The following is a 14,327-nucleotide window of genomic DNA, read 5'->3' on the forward strand; positions in this document are numbered from 1 at the left end:
CGGTCAGCAGCGTCGGCTGGGCACCAGGAAGGCGCCGGCGGAGATCACCAGTACGAGCAGGACCGCGCACACGACGATCAGTCCCGCCTTCCCCGACCGCTTGGGCGGCTGGGGAGGTTGCGGGGTTACCGGTTGCCAGGCTCGGCCGTCCCACCACCACTGGCCGTCGTCACTGTAAGTAGGCACATCCTGAGATTATGGCTACTTCAGGCCAGGTGCCGTTGGATGTTGTCCTGATCGAAGTGTTCGGGTCAGCCGAGGTGCAGTTCGGCCCTGGCGGCGTGCGCGGCCAGCCTGGTCTCGCGCTTGGCGGCCTTGGCGAGCTGCTTGGTCTCCCGCTTGGCGAGCTTGGCGCCGCGCTTGGTCTCCCGCTTGGCCGCCTGTACGCCGTGGGTGGCGCGCCAGGCGAGACCGGGCTGACCCTCCGTGTCGACGGCGGCGAGCAGCAGTCCGCCGAGCAGACCCAGGTTCTTCATGAACTGGATCATCTGGGTGTTCCGGTCGAGCTTGTCCTTCTCCCGCCAGAACGGGTGCCCGGCCACTGTGGTCGGCGCCAGCGAGACAGCGAGGACGGTCGCGCCGAGACGACGGCCCTTCCCGCTGGCGAGGGCAAGCCCGGCGAGCACCTGGGCCGCGCCGTTCAGCCGGACCAGATTCGCCGTGCTCTCCGGGATCCGGTCGCCGACCGGGGCCGGCGCCACCCTCTTGGCCAGCGGGACCAACCGATCCGCGATCGGCTGCGCCTTCGGCACCAGCGGCTCCGGGTTCCGGATCGAGTTGGCGCCCTGCACGATGAAAATAGCGGACAGCAACGGCCTGGCCAGTGCGCGCACGACAGTCATGTCTCCTTCTTACCTCTTCCGGAAGCCAAACGGACACCTGGTACCCGTGTGTCCCCCGACGCAACCGTCAACGGATCAGATCGCGCAGCCGCACGACCCCGCCGCCGTCGGCGTCCGTGGCGTTCGGGTCGGGTTCAGATCGGGCAGCCGTCTGGGCCGCAGGTGTCGGCGTCCGCGGTGGCTGGGCCGGTGATGAGGGTGACGGGTTTGCGGTCGGCGTTCGCGCGGCGGAGTGCCTCGCGGAACACCTCGACCGGCTGGGCCCCGCTCACGCCGTACTTCTCGTCGATGACGAAGAACGGCACCCCGTTCGCGCCGTACGCGAGTGCCTGCGCCTGGTCGGCCGCGACCTCAGCCGCGTGCGCCGTACCGGTGAGCACCTCGGCGACCCGGACCTCGGGCAGCCCGACCTCGACCGCGAGCCGGGTCAGCGTCGCGTGGTCGCCCATCGGCAGGCCGTCCGTGAAGTAGCCCTGGAGGTACCGCTCCTTGAGCCGGCCTTGCGTATCAGCAGGGACCTCGCCGGACTCGCCGAGCTCGCGCGCCAGGTGGAGGACGCGGTGCGCGTCGACCGTGTTCGCCGACTTGGCCCGGTCGAGCCGGAAGTCGAGCCCGAGTTCGGCCGCGATCGTGCTTACTCGCTCGTTCGCCTGCAGACCCGTCTCGCGCCCGCCGCCGAACTTCTCGCCCAGCCGGGTCGCCAGGTCACGCGGATCGTCGTTCGTGGCGGACGGGTCGAGCTGGAAGCTGTGCCAGACGATCTCCGCCGGGTCGCCGGACTCCGCCAGCGCCTCCTCGAGCCGCCGCTTCCCGATGTAGCACCACGGGCAGACCACATCGGACCAGATATCAATGCGCATGCCACCGGCAACCTCCCCACGCACCCGCCTATTCCCCGCGCCCGATGCGATCTCGCCCACAGCGGTCGCCGCGATTGCCGGCCGGGGCCGTACCTCCACCACTCACTAACCACCGAGTTTGCCCAATCCCCGAGCGTGCGCCCCGCCGCCAAACACGGATCCGGGGCGGTTACTGAGTGGTGCAGGTACGCCCTGGGCTGACGGCGCTAGGCCGCAGCGGCGAACCGGTGCGAGGAGTAGGTGCGCAGCGCTGCAGGTCCACGCTGGGGTCGACGGCGCTGGGCGCGGCGGCGTGCGGCGGGTGGGTGCGGGCGTGGTGCAGGTACGCGCTGGATGGATGGTGCTAGGCGCAGCGGCGTAGGGCGAGTAGGGCGTAGGTGCGGGCGCAGTGGAGGACTTCTGCTAGGGGGACGTGTTCGTCGGTTGCATGGGCGTAGCGGACGTCGCCGGGGCCGTACTGGATTGTGGGGATGCCCGCTGCGGCGTACTGGCGTAGGTCGGAGCCGTAGGGGCCGCCTTTCACTTCCGGCCGTACGGATACGCCGTTCGGCTGTGCGGCGGTGGTGGCGTCGGTGATTGCCTGGATGGTGTCGGGGAGGAGGGGGTCGCCGTCGGGTAGTAGGCCGGAGGCGAATATGCCGCCGGGCCAGGTGACCTTGACTGGGTGGTCGCGGAGCCAGTCGTCCTTCGCGGATGCCTTGGCGATCGCGTCCTCGAACACGGCGCGCGCCTCCTCGACGGACTCGCCCAGGCGGACGCCGTACCGGCCCTCGGCGACGAGCAGGTCGGGGACGGTGCTGGCCCAGTCGCCGGCCCGGATCGTGCCGATTGACAAGGGATTCGCCAGGTCGAGGTGCTGGAGCAGCGGATGCGGGTCGCGGTTGCGGTCGGCTTCGAGGGCGCGGAGGGCGGCGTGGATGGATTCGAACTTCTCGATCGCGCTGACGCCGCGGGTCCGGGTCGAGCCGTGCGTGGCGAGGCCGGGGATCTCCAGCCGGAACGTGAGTGAGCCCGAGTTCGCCGGGATCACGGTGCCGGCAGTCGGTTCGGCGATCAGGCAGGCTTCGCCGGTGTGGCCGCGTTTCAGGGTCGCGAACGTGCCGACGCCGCCGTCCTCCTCACCGACGACGGTGTGCACGGCCAGCGGTTTGCGGAGGCGGACGCCGGAGGCAACGATCGCGGCGGTCGCGCCGAGGATTGCCGCGATCCCGCCCTTCATGTCGCAGGTGCCCCGACCCCACATGATCCCATCGCTCACCCGCGCCGAGAACGGATCGCCGTCCGGCCAGAGCGCGAGATCCCCCGGCGGCACCACATCCACATGCCCATTGAGAATCAGCCCCGCCTCATCCACCCCGCCGAGCCCGGTGCCCGCCGCCCCGCCCAGCGCTGCGCCCGCCGTGCTGCCCGCCGCGGGGGTGCTGGCGAGGGTGGCGACGACGCCCCAGGCTTCTGGGCGGTCGACCTCCATGCCGGGGAAGTCCGGGTCCGCGGTGGTCGTCTGGAGGTCGATCTGCCAGTGGTCGACGGTGAGGCCCAGGTCGCGGAGCTTGCGGGCGCACCACGCCTGCGCCTCGTTCTCGCCCGCGGTCCCGTCCACACTCGGAATCCGCACCAGTTCCCGCAGCTCCTCGACGATCCGCTCGTCGTCGACAGCCGCCAGAACCGCGCGCTCCACCTCACTCAGCATGCGCACATCATCCCTTTCGTGCCTATCTGACGGTTCCGTGCGTGCTGCGCGGAGCTGTCAGACAGGCCTAGACGGCTTGGAGCATCTCCACCATCCGCCGCCCGCTGTGCTGGATCAGCTGCAGCGAGGCCGGTGAGATCTCCCGGACGAACGCGGCCATGCTCGCGTACGACGACGCCGCGCACGTAGTCCGACCAGCTCCACTCTCCGTCGTTCACCAGTCCGCGCTGTGTCTCGCAGATCTCGAGCGCGCCCACTCCGCGTTGTCGGTCCACTTCAACACGACCCGTGTCTGGTGGTCGCGCAGCTCGTACGCTCCCGACTGCAGACCGCCCGCGAGCCGCCGAGCCAGCTGATAATCCGTGCCCAGGGCAACGTTCAGCTCGGCGACGACATCGGCCGTGTCCATGGTTGTCCTCCTCGGCAAGGATCATCGCCGAGGAGGACAACCTGGCGCACGTGATTTGTCAGCTCACGGCGTGAGGCGGTGCAGGTCGCGGGGGAAGAGCGTGACCTCGCGGACGTTCTCCGCTCCGGTCAGCCGGGCGACGAAGCGCTCGAGCCCGATCGCGAACCCGCCGTGCGGCGGCATCCCGTGCTTGAACGCCTGCAGATAAGACCCGTACGCCGGTGCCTCGGGCGACTCGCCGCGTGCCTCCAGGGCGGCCACATAGTCGGAGTACCGGTGCAGGCGTTGCCCGCCGGTGACCAGTTCCATGCCCCTGAACAGCAGGTCGAACGAGTTGGACCATCGTGGGTCCGACGGCTGCGGATGGGTGTAGAACGGCCGCTTCACCATCGGGTAGCCCTCGACCGCGACGAACTCGCTGCCGTGTTCGCGGAGTGCCCACTCGCCGATCGCGCGTTCGTCGGCGGGGGACAGGTCCGGCTCGTCCGGGTCCGCACCGGCCAACGCGAGCGCCTCGGCGAAGTGGATCACCGGAACCTCGGTGGGGATCTCCGGCACCTTCACCCCAAGCAGGTCCAACGCCCCAGCCGCGCGCGACCCGACCGCCGCGAGCATCCCGGCCACCACGTCCCGCAGTACGGCGAGAACGTCGCGATGGTTCTGGATGAAGCCGAACTCGGCGTCGAGCGAGACGTACTCCGCCAGGTGCCGGACCGTGTCATGGGGCTCGGCCCGGAAGACCGGACCGACCTCGTAGACGCGTTCGAACACGCCGACCATGGTCTGCTTGTAGAACTGCGGCGACTGGGCCAGGTACGCCGGACCGCCGAAGTAGTCCAGCGCGAAGACGTTCGCACCGGACTCGGTCGCCGTACCGACGATCTTCGGCGTCTGGATCTCGGTGAATCCGAACCCGTCGATCGTCTCGCGGAACCCGTGCAGCGCCGCGGCCGCCACCTCCCAGCCGGCCCGGATCGCCGGGTGCCGCAGGGCGACCGGCGCGTTGTCGAGCACGACCGGCAGCCCGGCGGCGATCGTCGGACGCCAGAGCTCGATCGGCGGGGTCTGCGCCGGTTCGGTCAGCGGCACGATCACCGAGTCGACGATCTCGGCGCCACCGGGGGCCTGTGGATTGGCGGCGACCTGACCGGTCACCTGGACGACGGTCTCCTCACCTAGTTCGTCCAGCTGAGCCTGGGTTTCGGGTGCCTTGACCACGACCTGGCTCAGGCCGGAGCGGTCCCGCAGTACCAGAAAGCTGACCGCGGCCAGCCGTCGTCTTCGATGTACCCAGCCGGCCACCGTGACGGTCTGGCCTACTGCTGAGGGGATCTCCTGGTTGAGAATGCGCATCGCTGTTTCACCTCCGTCGGTTGTCTCGAACCCCGGAGGTGTGGGCGAAGGGGAATCTCGCGGTGCCACCACACCTTCACCGGACCACGCGTGGTGGACCGGCCTCTTGCTGGTGCATTTCGCTCGGGAGTGTCTTCACGACCGGCCTGCGCATCGCCTTCTCAGCTACCGGCGACTCTCTCGGGCACAGGTTGACGGCGCTACTCGGTTCCGTCAGTGCGAACGAACACCAGGGTAGGGCTGACTGCTCGCCGCGGCAAAGCATTCTGTTCTGCGCTGGTGGTTGGCTGGGCCGGCGGTTTGTTCAGCGGTGGGGTGGGGTGGCGGGTGGGATCTGGACTGTGTCGGTGTCGTGGCGGCCGGGGGTGGTGGCGGTGACGGTCAGTTGGTTGGCGGTGCCGGAGCCGGGCCAGGCGGCCCATTCGGTGTTCAACCGGGTCTTGTAGTTGGTGGTGGTGCAGGTGGCTCGGCGGATGTCCGTGGAGCGGGAGCACGTCCAGCCGGGGTCGTTGGCGGAGACCAGGGAGAGGTGCTTGCCCCAGGAGAGCTCCAGGGTGACGGGGCGGCCCGTGGCACCGCTCAGGGCCAGGAAACGGTTGTAGAGGAACGGGTTCGGGTCATGGCCGGGGTCCGGGAGGTTGATCCGGAGGAGGGACTCGTCGAACTGGATGCCGCGCAGGGTCTCCTGGTCGGTGTCGTTGAGCAGCCCGGCCGTGGCAACCACCTGGTACGTCCGTGCTGACGCCGAACCACCATCCGGGATGGCGAAGTCGGCGGCCAGGGGAGCGGGCCGGGCCGGGTTGGTCGCTGTGCAGGTCTGGTTCGCGCGGGAGCACTTCCAGCCGGCTGGGTTCGCCGCTATCGGCCACTCGAGCGACGCGCCGTAGGTGATCTTCAGGGTCACGCTGGAACGGTCGCCGGGGGCAACGGTGAGCGTGCGCAGGTGGACATCCGGGTCGGGCTTGCGGACGCTGATCTTCAGCAGGTTCTCGTCCATCCGCGGCGGCGCTTCGATGGTCGCGGAGTCGTCGTCGTACAACCGGCCGGACGTCGCCGACACGGTGAACGTGCGGTCGGCCGCCGAGCCGCCGGTCGGGCTGGCGAACGTCACCGGCATCGCCTGCGGCGCGCGTGGGTTCGTCGCCGTACAGGTGCCACTCTTGCCGTCCGCGGCCCGGACGCACTTCCAGCCGGCCGGGTCACCGCTCAGCGGCCAGCGCAGGGCGGCGCCGTACTTGATCCCGATGTTCACCGGCTTGGTGTTGTTCGCCGGGACCTTGATGCTGATCAGCCACTGATCGCCCGCGGCCGCCGAGGCCTCCAGGGCCGGAGCCCAGGCAATCGAACCCCAGCCGATCGGGACGCTGCCACCACCCCGTGGCGCGCTGATGGTGAGCAGCCCCTCGTCGAGGATCGGAGTCGTCGGCACCGGCTTGGTCGGTCGCGGCGTAGGAGTCGGAGTGGGCGTGGTCGGCTGACTTGTCGGAGCCGTTGTGGGTGCCGGCTCCGTCGGGGTCGGCTGCGGCGGCTGTGTCGACTCGGTCGGCGACGGCTTGGGCTGTGTCGACGGCGGCTTGACCGACGGTGGGTTCACCGTCGGCGGGTTGGGCGGCGGCTGTTGGGTGGGCTGCTGGGACGGCGGATTGCTGATCGCCGCCGGGGGAGAGTCGTTACCGGTCAGCGCGAGCGCCGCCATGATGGCTGCCACCGCGACCACGACGACCGCGCCGGCGCCGACCGCCGTACGGGTGCTGTTCTCTGTTGCCTTCTTCCAGCCGGTGACGAAGAAGCCGACCAGGCCGACCTTGGCTCCGGATGCCGCGGCGAGGTAGCCGAGACCCGCAGTACCGAGCAGGGCGGGAGCCAGCAGCGCCGGCAGTGCGCTGTTGACCTCGACCAGCTCGAGGTAGACGGCGGTGCACTTGGCGCAGTCGTCCAGGTGCTCCCGGACGTTGCGATTCTCCCGCTTGGTCAGGCCGCCGCGGACGTAGGCGCCGAGCCGCTCGGTCGTCCAGCGGCAGCGGTCGCCGGCCACATCGGCCAGGTGCTGCTGCAGATACGCCTGCCGCAGCCCCTCGCGAGCCCGGTACGCGAGCGCGGACACGCCGTTCGCGGTCAGGCCGAGCAGGGGAGCGATGGCGGCCGGCTTCTCGCCCTCCACCTCGGTGTGCCAGAGCACGGCCTGCCAGCGCTCGGGCAGGGACGCGAACGCCTTCGCCGCGGCACCGCTCTCGAATCCGGTGACGGTCGGGTCGTCGAACGACTCCGGCTCCCGCTCGTACGCCGCGATGTCGTCGGTCGCCGTGACCTTCCGGCCGGAGCGGATCCGGTCGACGTGGACGCGGCGGACGGTGGTCAGCAGATAGGCCCGGAACGACACGTCCGGCCCGCCGCCGGCGCGGAGAGCGTCGAGGACCTTCGCGAAGGCGTCACCGGCCAGGTCGTCGGCATCGTTGGCCGGGACCAGCTGGCGGGCCATCCGCTCGGCGGCATGGTGGTGCCGCGCGAACAACTCGCCATACGCCTCGAGGTCGCCCGAGCGCACGCGCGCGATCAGCTCCGCGTCGCTCGGTCGGCCCTCAACCGGCACAGGCTCCATCGAAGGTCCCCCTGCTGTCATCACTGTGTTGCCGTCACTGTGTGGTCACCGTCTGTAATTTTGTTGCCGAGGTCAAGACTCCCACGAGGAGACGGCTGACCGCGAGGTCCATGACGGCACTCTCAAGGACTTCTTCGCGCACTCTCCCCGCACTCCTGCCCGCCACCCCACCTGACGACGCGAGCCGATCCGAGGTTACGGAAAAAATTCCTCGAAATCCGCGTCATGAACTCCGACGAGGGCTGTCTCACTCCCAGAACGACGCTTCCGGCCGCCCGGTCGGGAGACTGACGGGACCTGAGGAGGGTCATGTCGCTGTATGCGGGCATCCGCCGGCGGTTCGACTCGCTGCGGTCCCCGAACCTGGCGGGGTCGCTCGCCCAGGGTCGGCCGGAAGCGTTGTCAGGACCACCGTGCGGGCGGAGGGAGCCGCACGGCACAGCTGGCCCGGACCGGAGTGCCTATCTCGCGATTGCCGAGGCGCTTCGGGACGGAGCCGATGTCGTGCCTGCGAGCGACGAGGTCGGCCGCCAACTGGCGGCCGACGGAGTCTCGTTGATCGAGGCACTTGATGGGCTGAGTGCGTTGTACCGCTCGATCGCCGGGGGCGAGCCGGCTTTCGCCGCGGTACGCGCACTCAGTTCCAGCTGGGCCGAGGCATCACTGATCTATCTGCACTCGCTGTCCTGCGAGGACCCGCTGACCGGGCTGTCCAGCCTGAAGCACCTGCGGTCCCGGATCGGCGAGCTCTACCGGGAGGCCGATCTCCGTGGAACTTCCGTACCGGCGACCCATGCACTGGTGGTCGTCGAGCCGCTCAACCGGGCCGGTACGACGCCGTTCGACCGTGAGCTCCGGCTCATCGACGTCGCGGAGTGCCTGCGCATCGTGTTCTCGGGTGGCGACGTACTGGGCCGTGTCGGCTCACGTCGCGCGGCGGCGCTCGTCGGCCGCGAGCGGAACCTGCCGGACCAGGTCGAGACGGCTCGCGCGCTGATCACCCAGTGGCGGCTGGACACCGAGGAACCTCAGCTGGCCCGGATCTGGATCGAGGGCCTGCCGAGTACCGACCTGATGGCGGGCCGGCTGCTCGACGAATTGGCAAGACCTTAGGAGCTTGCGTCCGGACGCCAACAGGGGGGCGCCCGGGCGCAGCAAGCAGGCGGCGGATCGCCTATCACGGGGTAGGCGATCCGCCGCCGCCATCCGTACTGCGAGCCGCGTAGGGCCCGATCGCCGGCGGCAAGCGGCGCGAGCGCAGTACAGGAAACTGTCCGTCAAGGTGGCTAGGCTGACATTCATGTGTGGCCGATATGCGTCCAGCCGGGATCCGGCCGATCTGGTGGTCGAGTTCGAGATCGAGGCCGGCAACGTGAAGGAGTCCGTGCAGGAGTTGCCGGACAACTACAACGTGGCGCCCACCGACCAGGTCATCGCCGTGGTCGAGCGGAAGAACCGCGACGAGCCGGACGAAGTCGTGCGCAAGCTGACCACGGTCAAGTGGGGTCTGGTGCCGTCCTGGGCGAAGGACCCCTCGATCGGCAACCGGCTGATCAACGCCCGGATGGAGACGGTGGCGGAGAAGCCGGCGTTCAAGAAGGCGTTCGCGGTACGCCGATGCCTGCTGCCCGCCGACGGCTACTACGAGTGGTACGAGACCGAGCAGAAGAAGAACGGCAAGCCGGTCAAGCAGCCGTACTTCATCCGGCCGGCCGACGGCGGGATCCTGGCGATGGCCGGGCTGTACGAGATCTGGCGGAACCAGGCGGTCGCGGACGCCGACTCCGACGAAGCGTGGTTGTGGAGCTGCACGGTGCTGACCACGACGGCGACCGACGACCTCGGCCGGATCCACGACCGGATGCCGCTGCTGGTCGAGCGGGACCGGTACGACGCCTGGCTCGACCCACTGAGCTCCGACCCCGACGACCTGCTCGAGCTCCTGGTGCCGGCGGCGCCAGGACGGCTGGAGGCGTATGCCGTGTCGAAGGCGGTCAGCTCGGTCAAGAACAACGGACCCCACCTCGTCGACCCGCTGCCGCTGGACGGCATCGACCCGCTCGACCGGCCCGAGGAGCCCGAGGAGACCACTCTCTTCTGACACCCGTCCGGACCGAGCCCCTGACACCCATCCAGTCTGTGCGTGATCGCCTTGGTGTCCCGTGTCGGAGATTCCTGGGCGCCGCCCACTGCCAAGCAATCTCCGACACGGGACACTAGTGATGCAAGGATGGGCCCGTGACCGACGAACGGATTGTGGCGACGCCGCACGGTGAGGCCCGGATCGTGGCGCACCGGGCCCGGCGACCTGTGGCGACTCTCGCCCTCGGTCACGGGGCGGGTGCCGGGATCGAGACCGGCGACCTGACCGCGCTGGCCGCCCGGCTGCCCAAACAGGACATCAACGTGTTCCTGATCGAACAGCCTTGGCGCCGGGCCGGGAAGAAGGTCGCGTCGGCGCCGAAGGTCCTGGACGAGTCCTGGGTGGCGATCATCGGCCAGCTCCGGATCCGGACCCCGTTGGTGCTGGGTGGCCGGAGCGCGGGTGCCCGGGTGGCCTGCCGGACCGCGACCGGCCTGGGTGCGTCCGGCGTACTGGCGCTGTCGTTTCCGCTGCATCCGCCGGGCAAGCCGGAGAAGAGCCGGGTCGACGAGCTGCGGTCGACCGGGCTGCCGACGCTGGTGGTGCAGGGGGAGCGGGATCCGTTCGGCGCGCCGGACGAGTTCCCGCCGCTGACCGAGATGGCGGTCGTCCCGGACGCCGACCACTCGTTCAAGGTGCCGAAACGGGCCGAGCTGACCCAGACGGAGGCGTACGAGCTGCTGATCGAAGCTGTGTTCGAATGGATCAGCCGGGAGATCTCCGGCTGAGACCGCCCCGGCCGGGAATGTGCGCGCCGCCGGGGATGTTGTGACGAACATGATGGCGACGAGTGTGGCTCCGGCGCGGAACGACGTGCCTGCCCCGGTATTCTCGATCACGATGCCGACTCCCACCACCACCGAGACACCCGAGCAGCGGACCGAGCGCTTCGAGCGCGAGGCGTTGCCTTTCCTCGACCAGATGTACGCCGCGGCGATGCGGATGACCCGTAATCCGTCAGACGCCGAAGACCTGGTCCAGGACACCTTCGCGAGGGCGTACAGCTCGTTCCACCAGTTCACGCCCGGCACCAACCTGAAGGCGTGGCTCTACCGGATCCTGACGAACACCTTCATCAACGGATACCGGAAGCGGCAGCGGCAACCGACGCAGTCGCCGACCGAGGAGATCGAGGACTGGCAGCTCACCGCGGCCGAGTCGCACACCCCGGGCGGACTGAAGTCGGCCGAAGCGGTCGCGCTGGAGCACCTGCCCGACTCCGACATCAAGGAGGCGCTGCAGGCGATCCCGGAGGACTTCCGGCTCGCCGTGTACCTCGCCGATGTCGAGGGCTTTGCGTACAAGGAGATCGCCGAGATCATGGGTACGCCGGTCGGCACGGTGATGTCGCGGCTGCACCGCGGCCGGCGCCAGCTGCGCGAGCTGCTGGCCGACTACGCGCGTGACCGGGGCCTGATCCCGGCGGACGAGACCGGAACCGAGGAGGAGTCGTGAGCTGCGGCGAGCACCACGACGTGGACTGCAGCGAGATCCTGCAGCGTGTTTACGTCTTCATCGACAATGAGCTCGAGGACGCCAGTAACGACGAGATCCGCCAGCACCTGGAAGAGTGCGCTCCCTGCCTCGACCAGTACGATCTCGAGCGCTGCATCAAGAAACTCGTCCACCGTTCCTGCGGCGACGACCACGCCCCCGAAGCCCTCCGCCAGAAAATCCTCCTCCGCCTAACCCAGATCCGAGTGGAAACCACCACCACGGACTGACCGCCGGCAAACGCCGGGGCGAAATCAATGACGGAACGCCGGTATCTGGGCACCCGCTGCCATCGGCCGGCTTCGGCTGGAGAAACGCATTCGGAGAGGTCGCGGATGCAATTCGGAGGATTCACTGCTTTGCGGTGAGTCGGGCGCGGAGGGCTTCGGCGTCATGGGGGATGTTGTTGGTTTCGAAGATGGTGATCGCTCGTTCACGGAGCGCGCGGGCTTCGTCGGGGGTGTTGGTCGCGTCCAGGATGTCGGCCAGGACGGCGAGCACCGAGCCTTGGCGGAAGGTGTCGCCGTACTTTTCGGCCAGCCGCAGGGCCTCACGAGCCGACTGTTCGGCCTCGGCGTGCCGTCCGAGGGTGAACCGGGCTGTGCTCAGGTGATGCAGGGCCTCGGACAGGCCGATCGGGTCCTGCTCGTCCGCGAAGACGTCGAGGGCCGCGTTCAGATGGTCGATGCCGCGCTCGATCTGACCGTTCTCCAGATAGCTGGTCGCGGCGACGCGTTGCCGGCGGCCGAGCGAACGACGGTTGCCGGCGGCAATGGCTAGGTCGAAGCTGGCCTGGAATGCCGCTGCCGCGTCGTCGGCCCGGCCGACCCGGTTGTAGAGAACGCCCAATGCCAGGTGGCTGGTGCCGAGCACCGTCGGATCACTTGCCCGGCCGGCCAGCTCCAGTCCGCGCTCGCCCCAGCTGATCGCTTCGTCGATCCGATCGAGGCGTTCGCAGACATGGCTCAGGCTGGAACAACTCCTCGCCATACCGGCCAGGTCACCCGCCTTCTCGAACAACTCGAACCCTCGCAGCAGGCCTGACCGGCCGTCCTCGAAGTGGCCTTGCTCCACCTCGGGAATCGCGCGGTCGTGCACCAGCCAACCCGCGGTCGCCGGATCACGCTCGACGTCGACGGCTTCGAGCGCGTAGTCGTAGATCAGGCGCATCTTCTTCCACAGCGCCCTGATCTCCAGGTAGCCGAACAGTCCCAGGGCGAGGGACGGTCCGAAACGTTCGGCCAGTCCCGGTACGCCGATCGCGCGCCGGTAGAGATCGACGATCCCGTCGATCTCGGCGTCGATCCAGGCCAGAGCCGATCCGACGTCCGCGAACTCCGGAACTCCGGTCTCATCGAGCGCCCGGGGTGGACGGCGTCCGCTCCAGGGATGGGTGAGGCGATGGATCCGCCACGACGCCGCGACATAGAATTCGAGACCGCGCTCGATCGCGGCGACCCGCTCCGTACTACGCGGCGCCGCGCCGAGTCGTTCGCCCGCGTAGGTGCGGAGTAGATCGTGCATCCGGTACCGGCGTGGGCCGATCGAGTCGAGCAGATGCAGGTCGACCAACCGCTCGAGCAGGTCCTCGGCGCCTGCTTCGTCGACGTCCAGGAGTCTGGCGATCAGCTGCACGGAGATCTCCGAACCCTCGGCAAGACTCAGCAGGTCGAAGGCGCGGACCGCGTCCCGGTCGATCTGGTTCGGGCTGGCGAGCAGTTCGTCCAGCGAACCCGCGAAGCTGGCGCGGACACCGGAATGGTCCAGCCCGAGCTCGTCGAGCCGACGGTGCTCGTCCTGGAGCTGGTCCGCGATGTGCTTCAGCAACCAGTTCGGCCGGGCCGCGAGCCGGGCGCCGACCAGCCGGATCGCGAGCGGAAGACCACCGGTCAAGGTGAAGACCTCGCGTGCGGCCTTGCCCTCCGCGGCCACCCGTTGCTGGCCAGCGACGCTGGAGAGGAGCTGGAGGGAGTCTTGTTCGGCCAGTGCCGACAATCTGACGATCAGACTGCCGGGCAGACTGGCGAGGAACCGCCGACTGGTCACGATCGTGGCGCAGCCGGGATCGCCCGGGAGCAAAGGCGTGACCTGGTCAACGGAGTTCGCGTCGTCGAGCAGGATCAGCATCCGGCGTCCGGCCAGCCGCGAGCGGTACATCGTCGCCATCTCGTCGACGCCGCCGGGAATTGCCTCGTGCCGGACGTCGAGGGATCGGAGCAACTGTCCGAGTGCCTCGCTCGGAGTCAACGCCGCGCCCGGATCGTACCCGCGGAGCTTGACGTACAGCTGGCCGTCGGGGAAGTACTTGGCGGCCAGATGCCCTCCGTGGACAGCGAGTGTGGTCTTCCCAACCCCACCCATCCCGGTGACTACAGTCAGCGTGCCGGCCCGGCGGATGGCGGCCAGTACGGTGGCGAGCTCGGCCTCGCGACCGGTGAAGTCGGCAACAGTCGGTGGAAGCTGCCAGGGGATGTCGAGCTGGGGGACGGCCGGCTCCTGCTTCGGCCGAGCGGCCGCACCGGCACGTGGCCGGCCGGCCAGGAGCAGAACCTGCTCGGCTTCCTGGTCGAGCCGCAGAGCTGCTGCCAGGGCGCGGATGGTCTCCTTGCGAGGACGGTTCCGTACTCCGCGTTCGAGCAGGCTGACCGCTTGCTCGCTCAGCCCGGCCACCTCGGCCAGCCCGGCCTGGGTCAGACCCGCGTCGAGTCGGTGGCGCCGCAGCAACTCGCCGAACGACTGGCTCATGCGGTCACCTCCCCGTCGTATACACACCGCTCGCCAACTCTAGGTCGGAACCGCGCGTTGATGCGGCCCGTTATCGACAGGTCAGAACGACCGGCATAGTCCAATTCAAACAGTCGTTGGATGCCGGAACGCGGAATGACGGGCGAGTTGCGAGGGTGTCGAGGCGAGGTGACGTCGCACTGGACGGCCGCC

13 protein-coding genes are annotated in these 14,327 nt (G+C 69.1%); 5 read left to right on the plus strand and 8 right to left on the minus strand.

The genetic code is table 11. From position 1 onward, the window contains the following. Window positions 1-3: 3 nt before the first annotated feature. The 7 genes from EV643_RS04600 to EV643_RS46655 form a co-directional block, all read right to left on the minus strand. Complete coding sequence (locus EV643_RS04600; protein WP_133798705.1) at window positions 4-186, minus strand: hypothetical protein; 183 nt, start codon at window positions 184-186, stop codon at window positions 4-6. Between the two features lie 65 nt (window positions 187-251). After that, on the minus strand, window positions 252-842 hold the full coding sequence (locus tag EV643_RS04605; protein ID WP_133798706.1) for a DoxX family protein: 591 nt from the start codon (window positions 840-842) through the stop codon (window positions 252-254). 134 nt (window positions 843-976) lie between these two features. After that, window positions 977-1,702: a DsbA family oxidoreductase gene (locus tag EV643_RS04610; protein WP_133798707.1), complete on the minus strand. Its 726-nt coding sequence runs from the start codon at window positions 1,700-1,702 to the stop codon at window positions 977-979. A gap of 343 nt (window positions 1,703-2,045) precedes the next feature. Further along, entirely contained in the window at window positions 2,046-3,392 is a 1,347-nt protein-coding gene (locus tag EV643_RS04615) for an ArgE/DapE family deacylase (RefSeq protein ID WP_133798708.1), read from the minus strand. 214 nt (window positions 3,393-3,606) lie between these two features. Beyond that, entirely contained in the window at window positions 3,607-3,801 is a 195-nt protein-coding gene (locus EV643_RS04620; RefSeq protein ID WP_133798709.1) for a hypothetical protein, read from the minus strand. A gap of 63 nt (window positions 3,802-3,864) precedes the next feature. Further along, the gene (gene aspS, locus EV643_RS04625) at window positions 3,865-5,154 is read right to left on the minus strand and encodes an aspartate--tRNA(Asn) ligase (protein WP_133798710.1); all 1,290 of its coding nucleotides are present in this window, start codon (window positions 5,152-5,154) and stop codon (window positions 3,865-3,867) included. 304 nt (window positions 5,155-5,458) lie between these two features. Continuing rightward, entirely contained in the window at window positions 5,459-7,753 is a 2,295-nt protein-coding gene (locus tag EV643_RS46655; protein WP_166665322.1) for a sigma-70 family RNA polymerase sigma factor, read from the minus strand. A gap of 309 nt (window positions 7,754-8,062) precedes the next feature. On the opposite strand from EV643_RS46655, the gene EV643_RS04635 reads away from it, so the two are divergent. The 5 genes from EV643_RS04635 (at window position 8,063) to rsrA (ending at window position 11,620) form a co-directional block, all read left to right on the plus strand. Beyond that, the gene (locus EV643_RS04635) at window positions 8,063-8,866 is read left to right on the plus strand and encodes a hypothetical protein (RefSeq protein ID WP_133798712.1); all 804 of its coding nucleotides are present in this window, start codon (window positions 8,063-8,065) and stop codon (window positions 8,864-8,866) included. Window positions 8,867-9,053: 187 nt separating this feature from the next. Then, window positions 9,054-9,854 carry an SOS response-associated peptidase gene (locus EV643_RS04640; protein ID WP_133798713.1) on the plus strand — a complete coding sequence of 267 codons (801 nt, stop codon included), beginning with the start codon at window positions 9,054-9,056 and terminating at the stop codon, window positions 9,852-9,854. A gap of 137 nt (window positions 9,855-9,991) precedes the next feature. Next, complete coding sequence (locus EV643_RS04645) at window positions 9,992-10,624, plus strand: alpha/beta hydrolase family protein (protein WP_133798714.1); 633 nt, start codon at window positions 9,992-9,994, stop codon at window positions 10,622-10,624. 112 nt (window positions 10,625-10,736) lie between these two features. Next, window positions 10,737-11,351: a sigma-70 family RNA polymerase sigma factor gene (locus EV643_RS04650; protein ID WP_133798715.1), complete on the plus strand. Its 615-nt coding sequence runs from the start codon at window positions 10,737-10,739 to the stop codon at window positions 11,349-11,351. After that, window positions 11,348-11,620 carry a mycothiol system anti-sigma-R factor gene (rsrA, locus tag EV643_RS04655; protein WP_133798716.1) on the plus strand — a complete coding sequence of 91 codons (273 nt, stop codon included), beginning with the start codon at window positions 11,348-11,350 and terminating at the stop codon, window positions 11,618-11,620. The genes EV643_RS04650 and rsrA overlap by 4 nt, the downstream gene beginning before the upstream one ends. A gap of 121 nt (window positions 11,621-11,741) precedes the next feature. Here rsrA and EV643_RS04660 read toward each other — a convergent pair whose 3' ends face one another. Continuing rightward, window positions 11,742-14,135, minus strand: coding sequence for an XRE family transcriptional regulator (locus EV643_RS04660; protein WP_133798717.1), 2,394 nt, complete (start codon window positions 14,133-14,135; stop codon window positions 11,742-11,744). Between the last annotated feature and the right edge of the window lie 192 nt (window positions 14,136-14,327).

This window comes from Kribbella caucasensis, from assembly GCF_004361855.1.
In the GTDB taxonomy this organism is placed as follows: Bacteria; Actinomycetota; Actinomycetes; order Propionibacteriales; family Kribbellaceae; genus Kribbella; species Kribbella caucasensis.

Coding starts and splice junctions, on each gene's coding strand:
- EV643_RS04640 (WP_133798713.1), top strand. CDS start 9,054: ATGTGTGGCCGATATGCGTCCAGCCGGGATCCGGCCGATCTGGTGGTC.
- aspS (WP_133798710.1), bottom strand. CDS start 5,154: ATGCGCATTCTCAACCAGGAGATCCCCTCAGCAGTAGGCCAGACCGTC.
- EV643_RS04610 (WP_133798707.1), bottom strand. CDS start 1,702: ATGCGCATTGATATCTGGTCCGATGTGGTCTGCCCGTGGTGCTACATC.
- EV643_RS04615 (WP_133798708.1), bottom strand. CDS start 3,392: ATGCTGAGTGAGGTGGAGCGCGCGGTTCTGGCGGCTGTCGACGACGAG.
- EV643_RS04650 (WP_133798715.1), top strand. CDS start 10,737: ATGCCGACTCCCACCACCACCGAGACACCCGAGCAGCGGACCGAGCGC.
- EV643_RS04620 (WP_133798709.1), bottom strand. CDS start 3,801: ATGGACACGGCCGATGTCGTCGCCGAGCTGAACGTTGCCCTGGGCACG.
- EV643_RS04660 (WP_133798717.1), bottom strand. CDS start 14,135: ATGAGCCAGTCGTTCGGCGAGTTGCTGCGGCGCCACCGACTCGACGCG.
- EV643_RS04605 (WP_133798706.1), bottom strand. CDS start 842: ATGACTGTCGTGCGCGCACTGGCCAGGCCGTTGCTGTCCGCTATTTTC.
- EV643_RS46655 (WP_166665322.1), bottom strand. CDS start 7,753: ATGGAGCCTGTGCCGGTTGAGGGCCGACCGAGCGACGCGGAGCTGATC.
- EV643_RS04635 (WP_133798712.1), top strand. CDS start 8,063: ATGTCGCTGTATGCGGGCATCCGCCGGCGGTTCGACTCGCTGCGGTCC.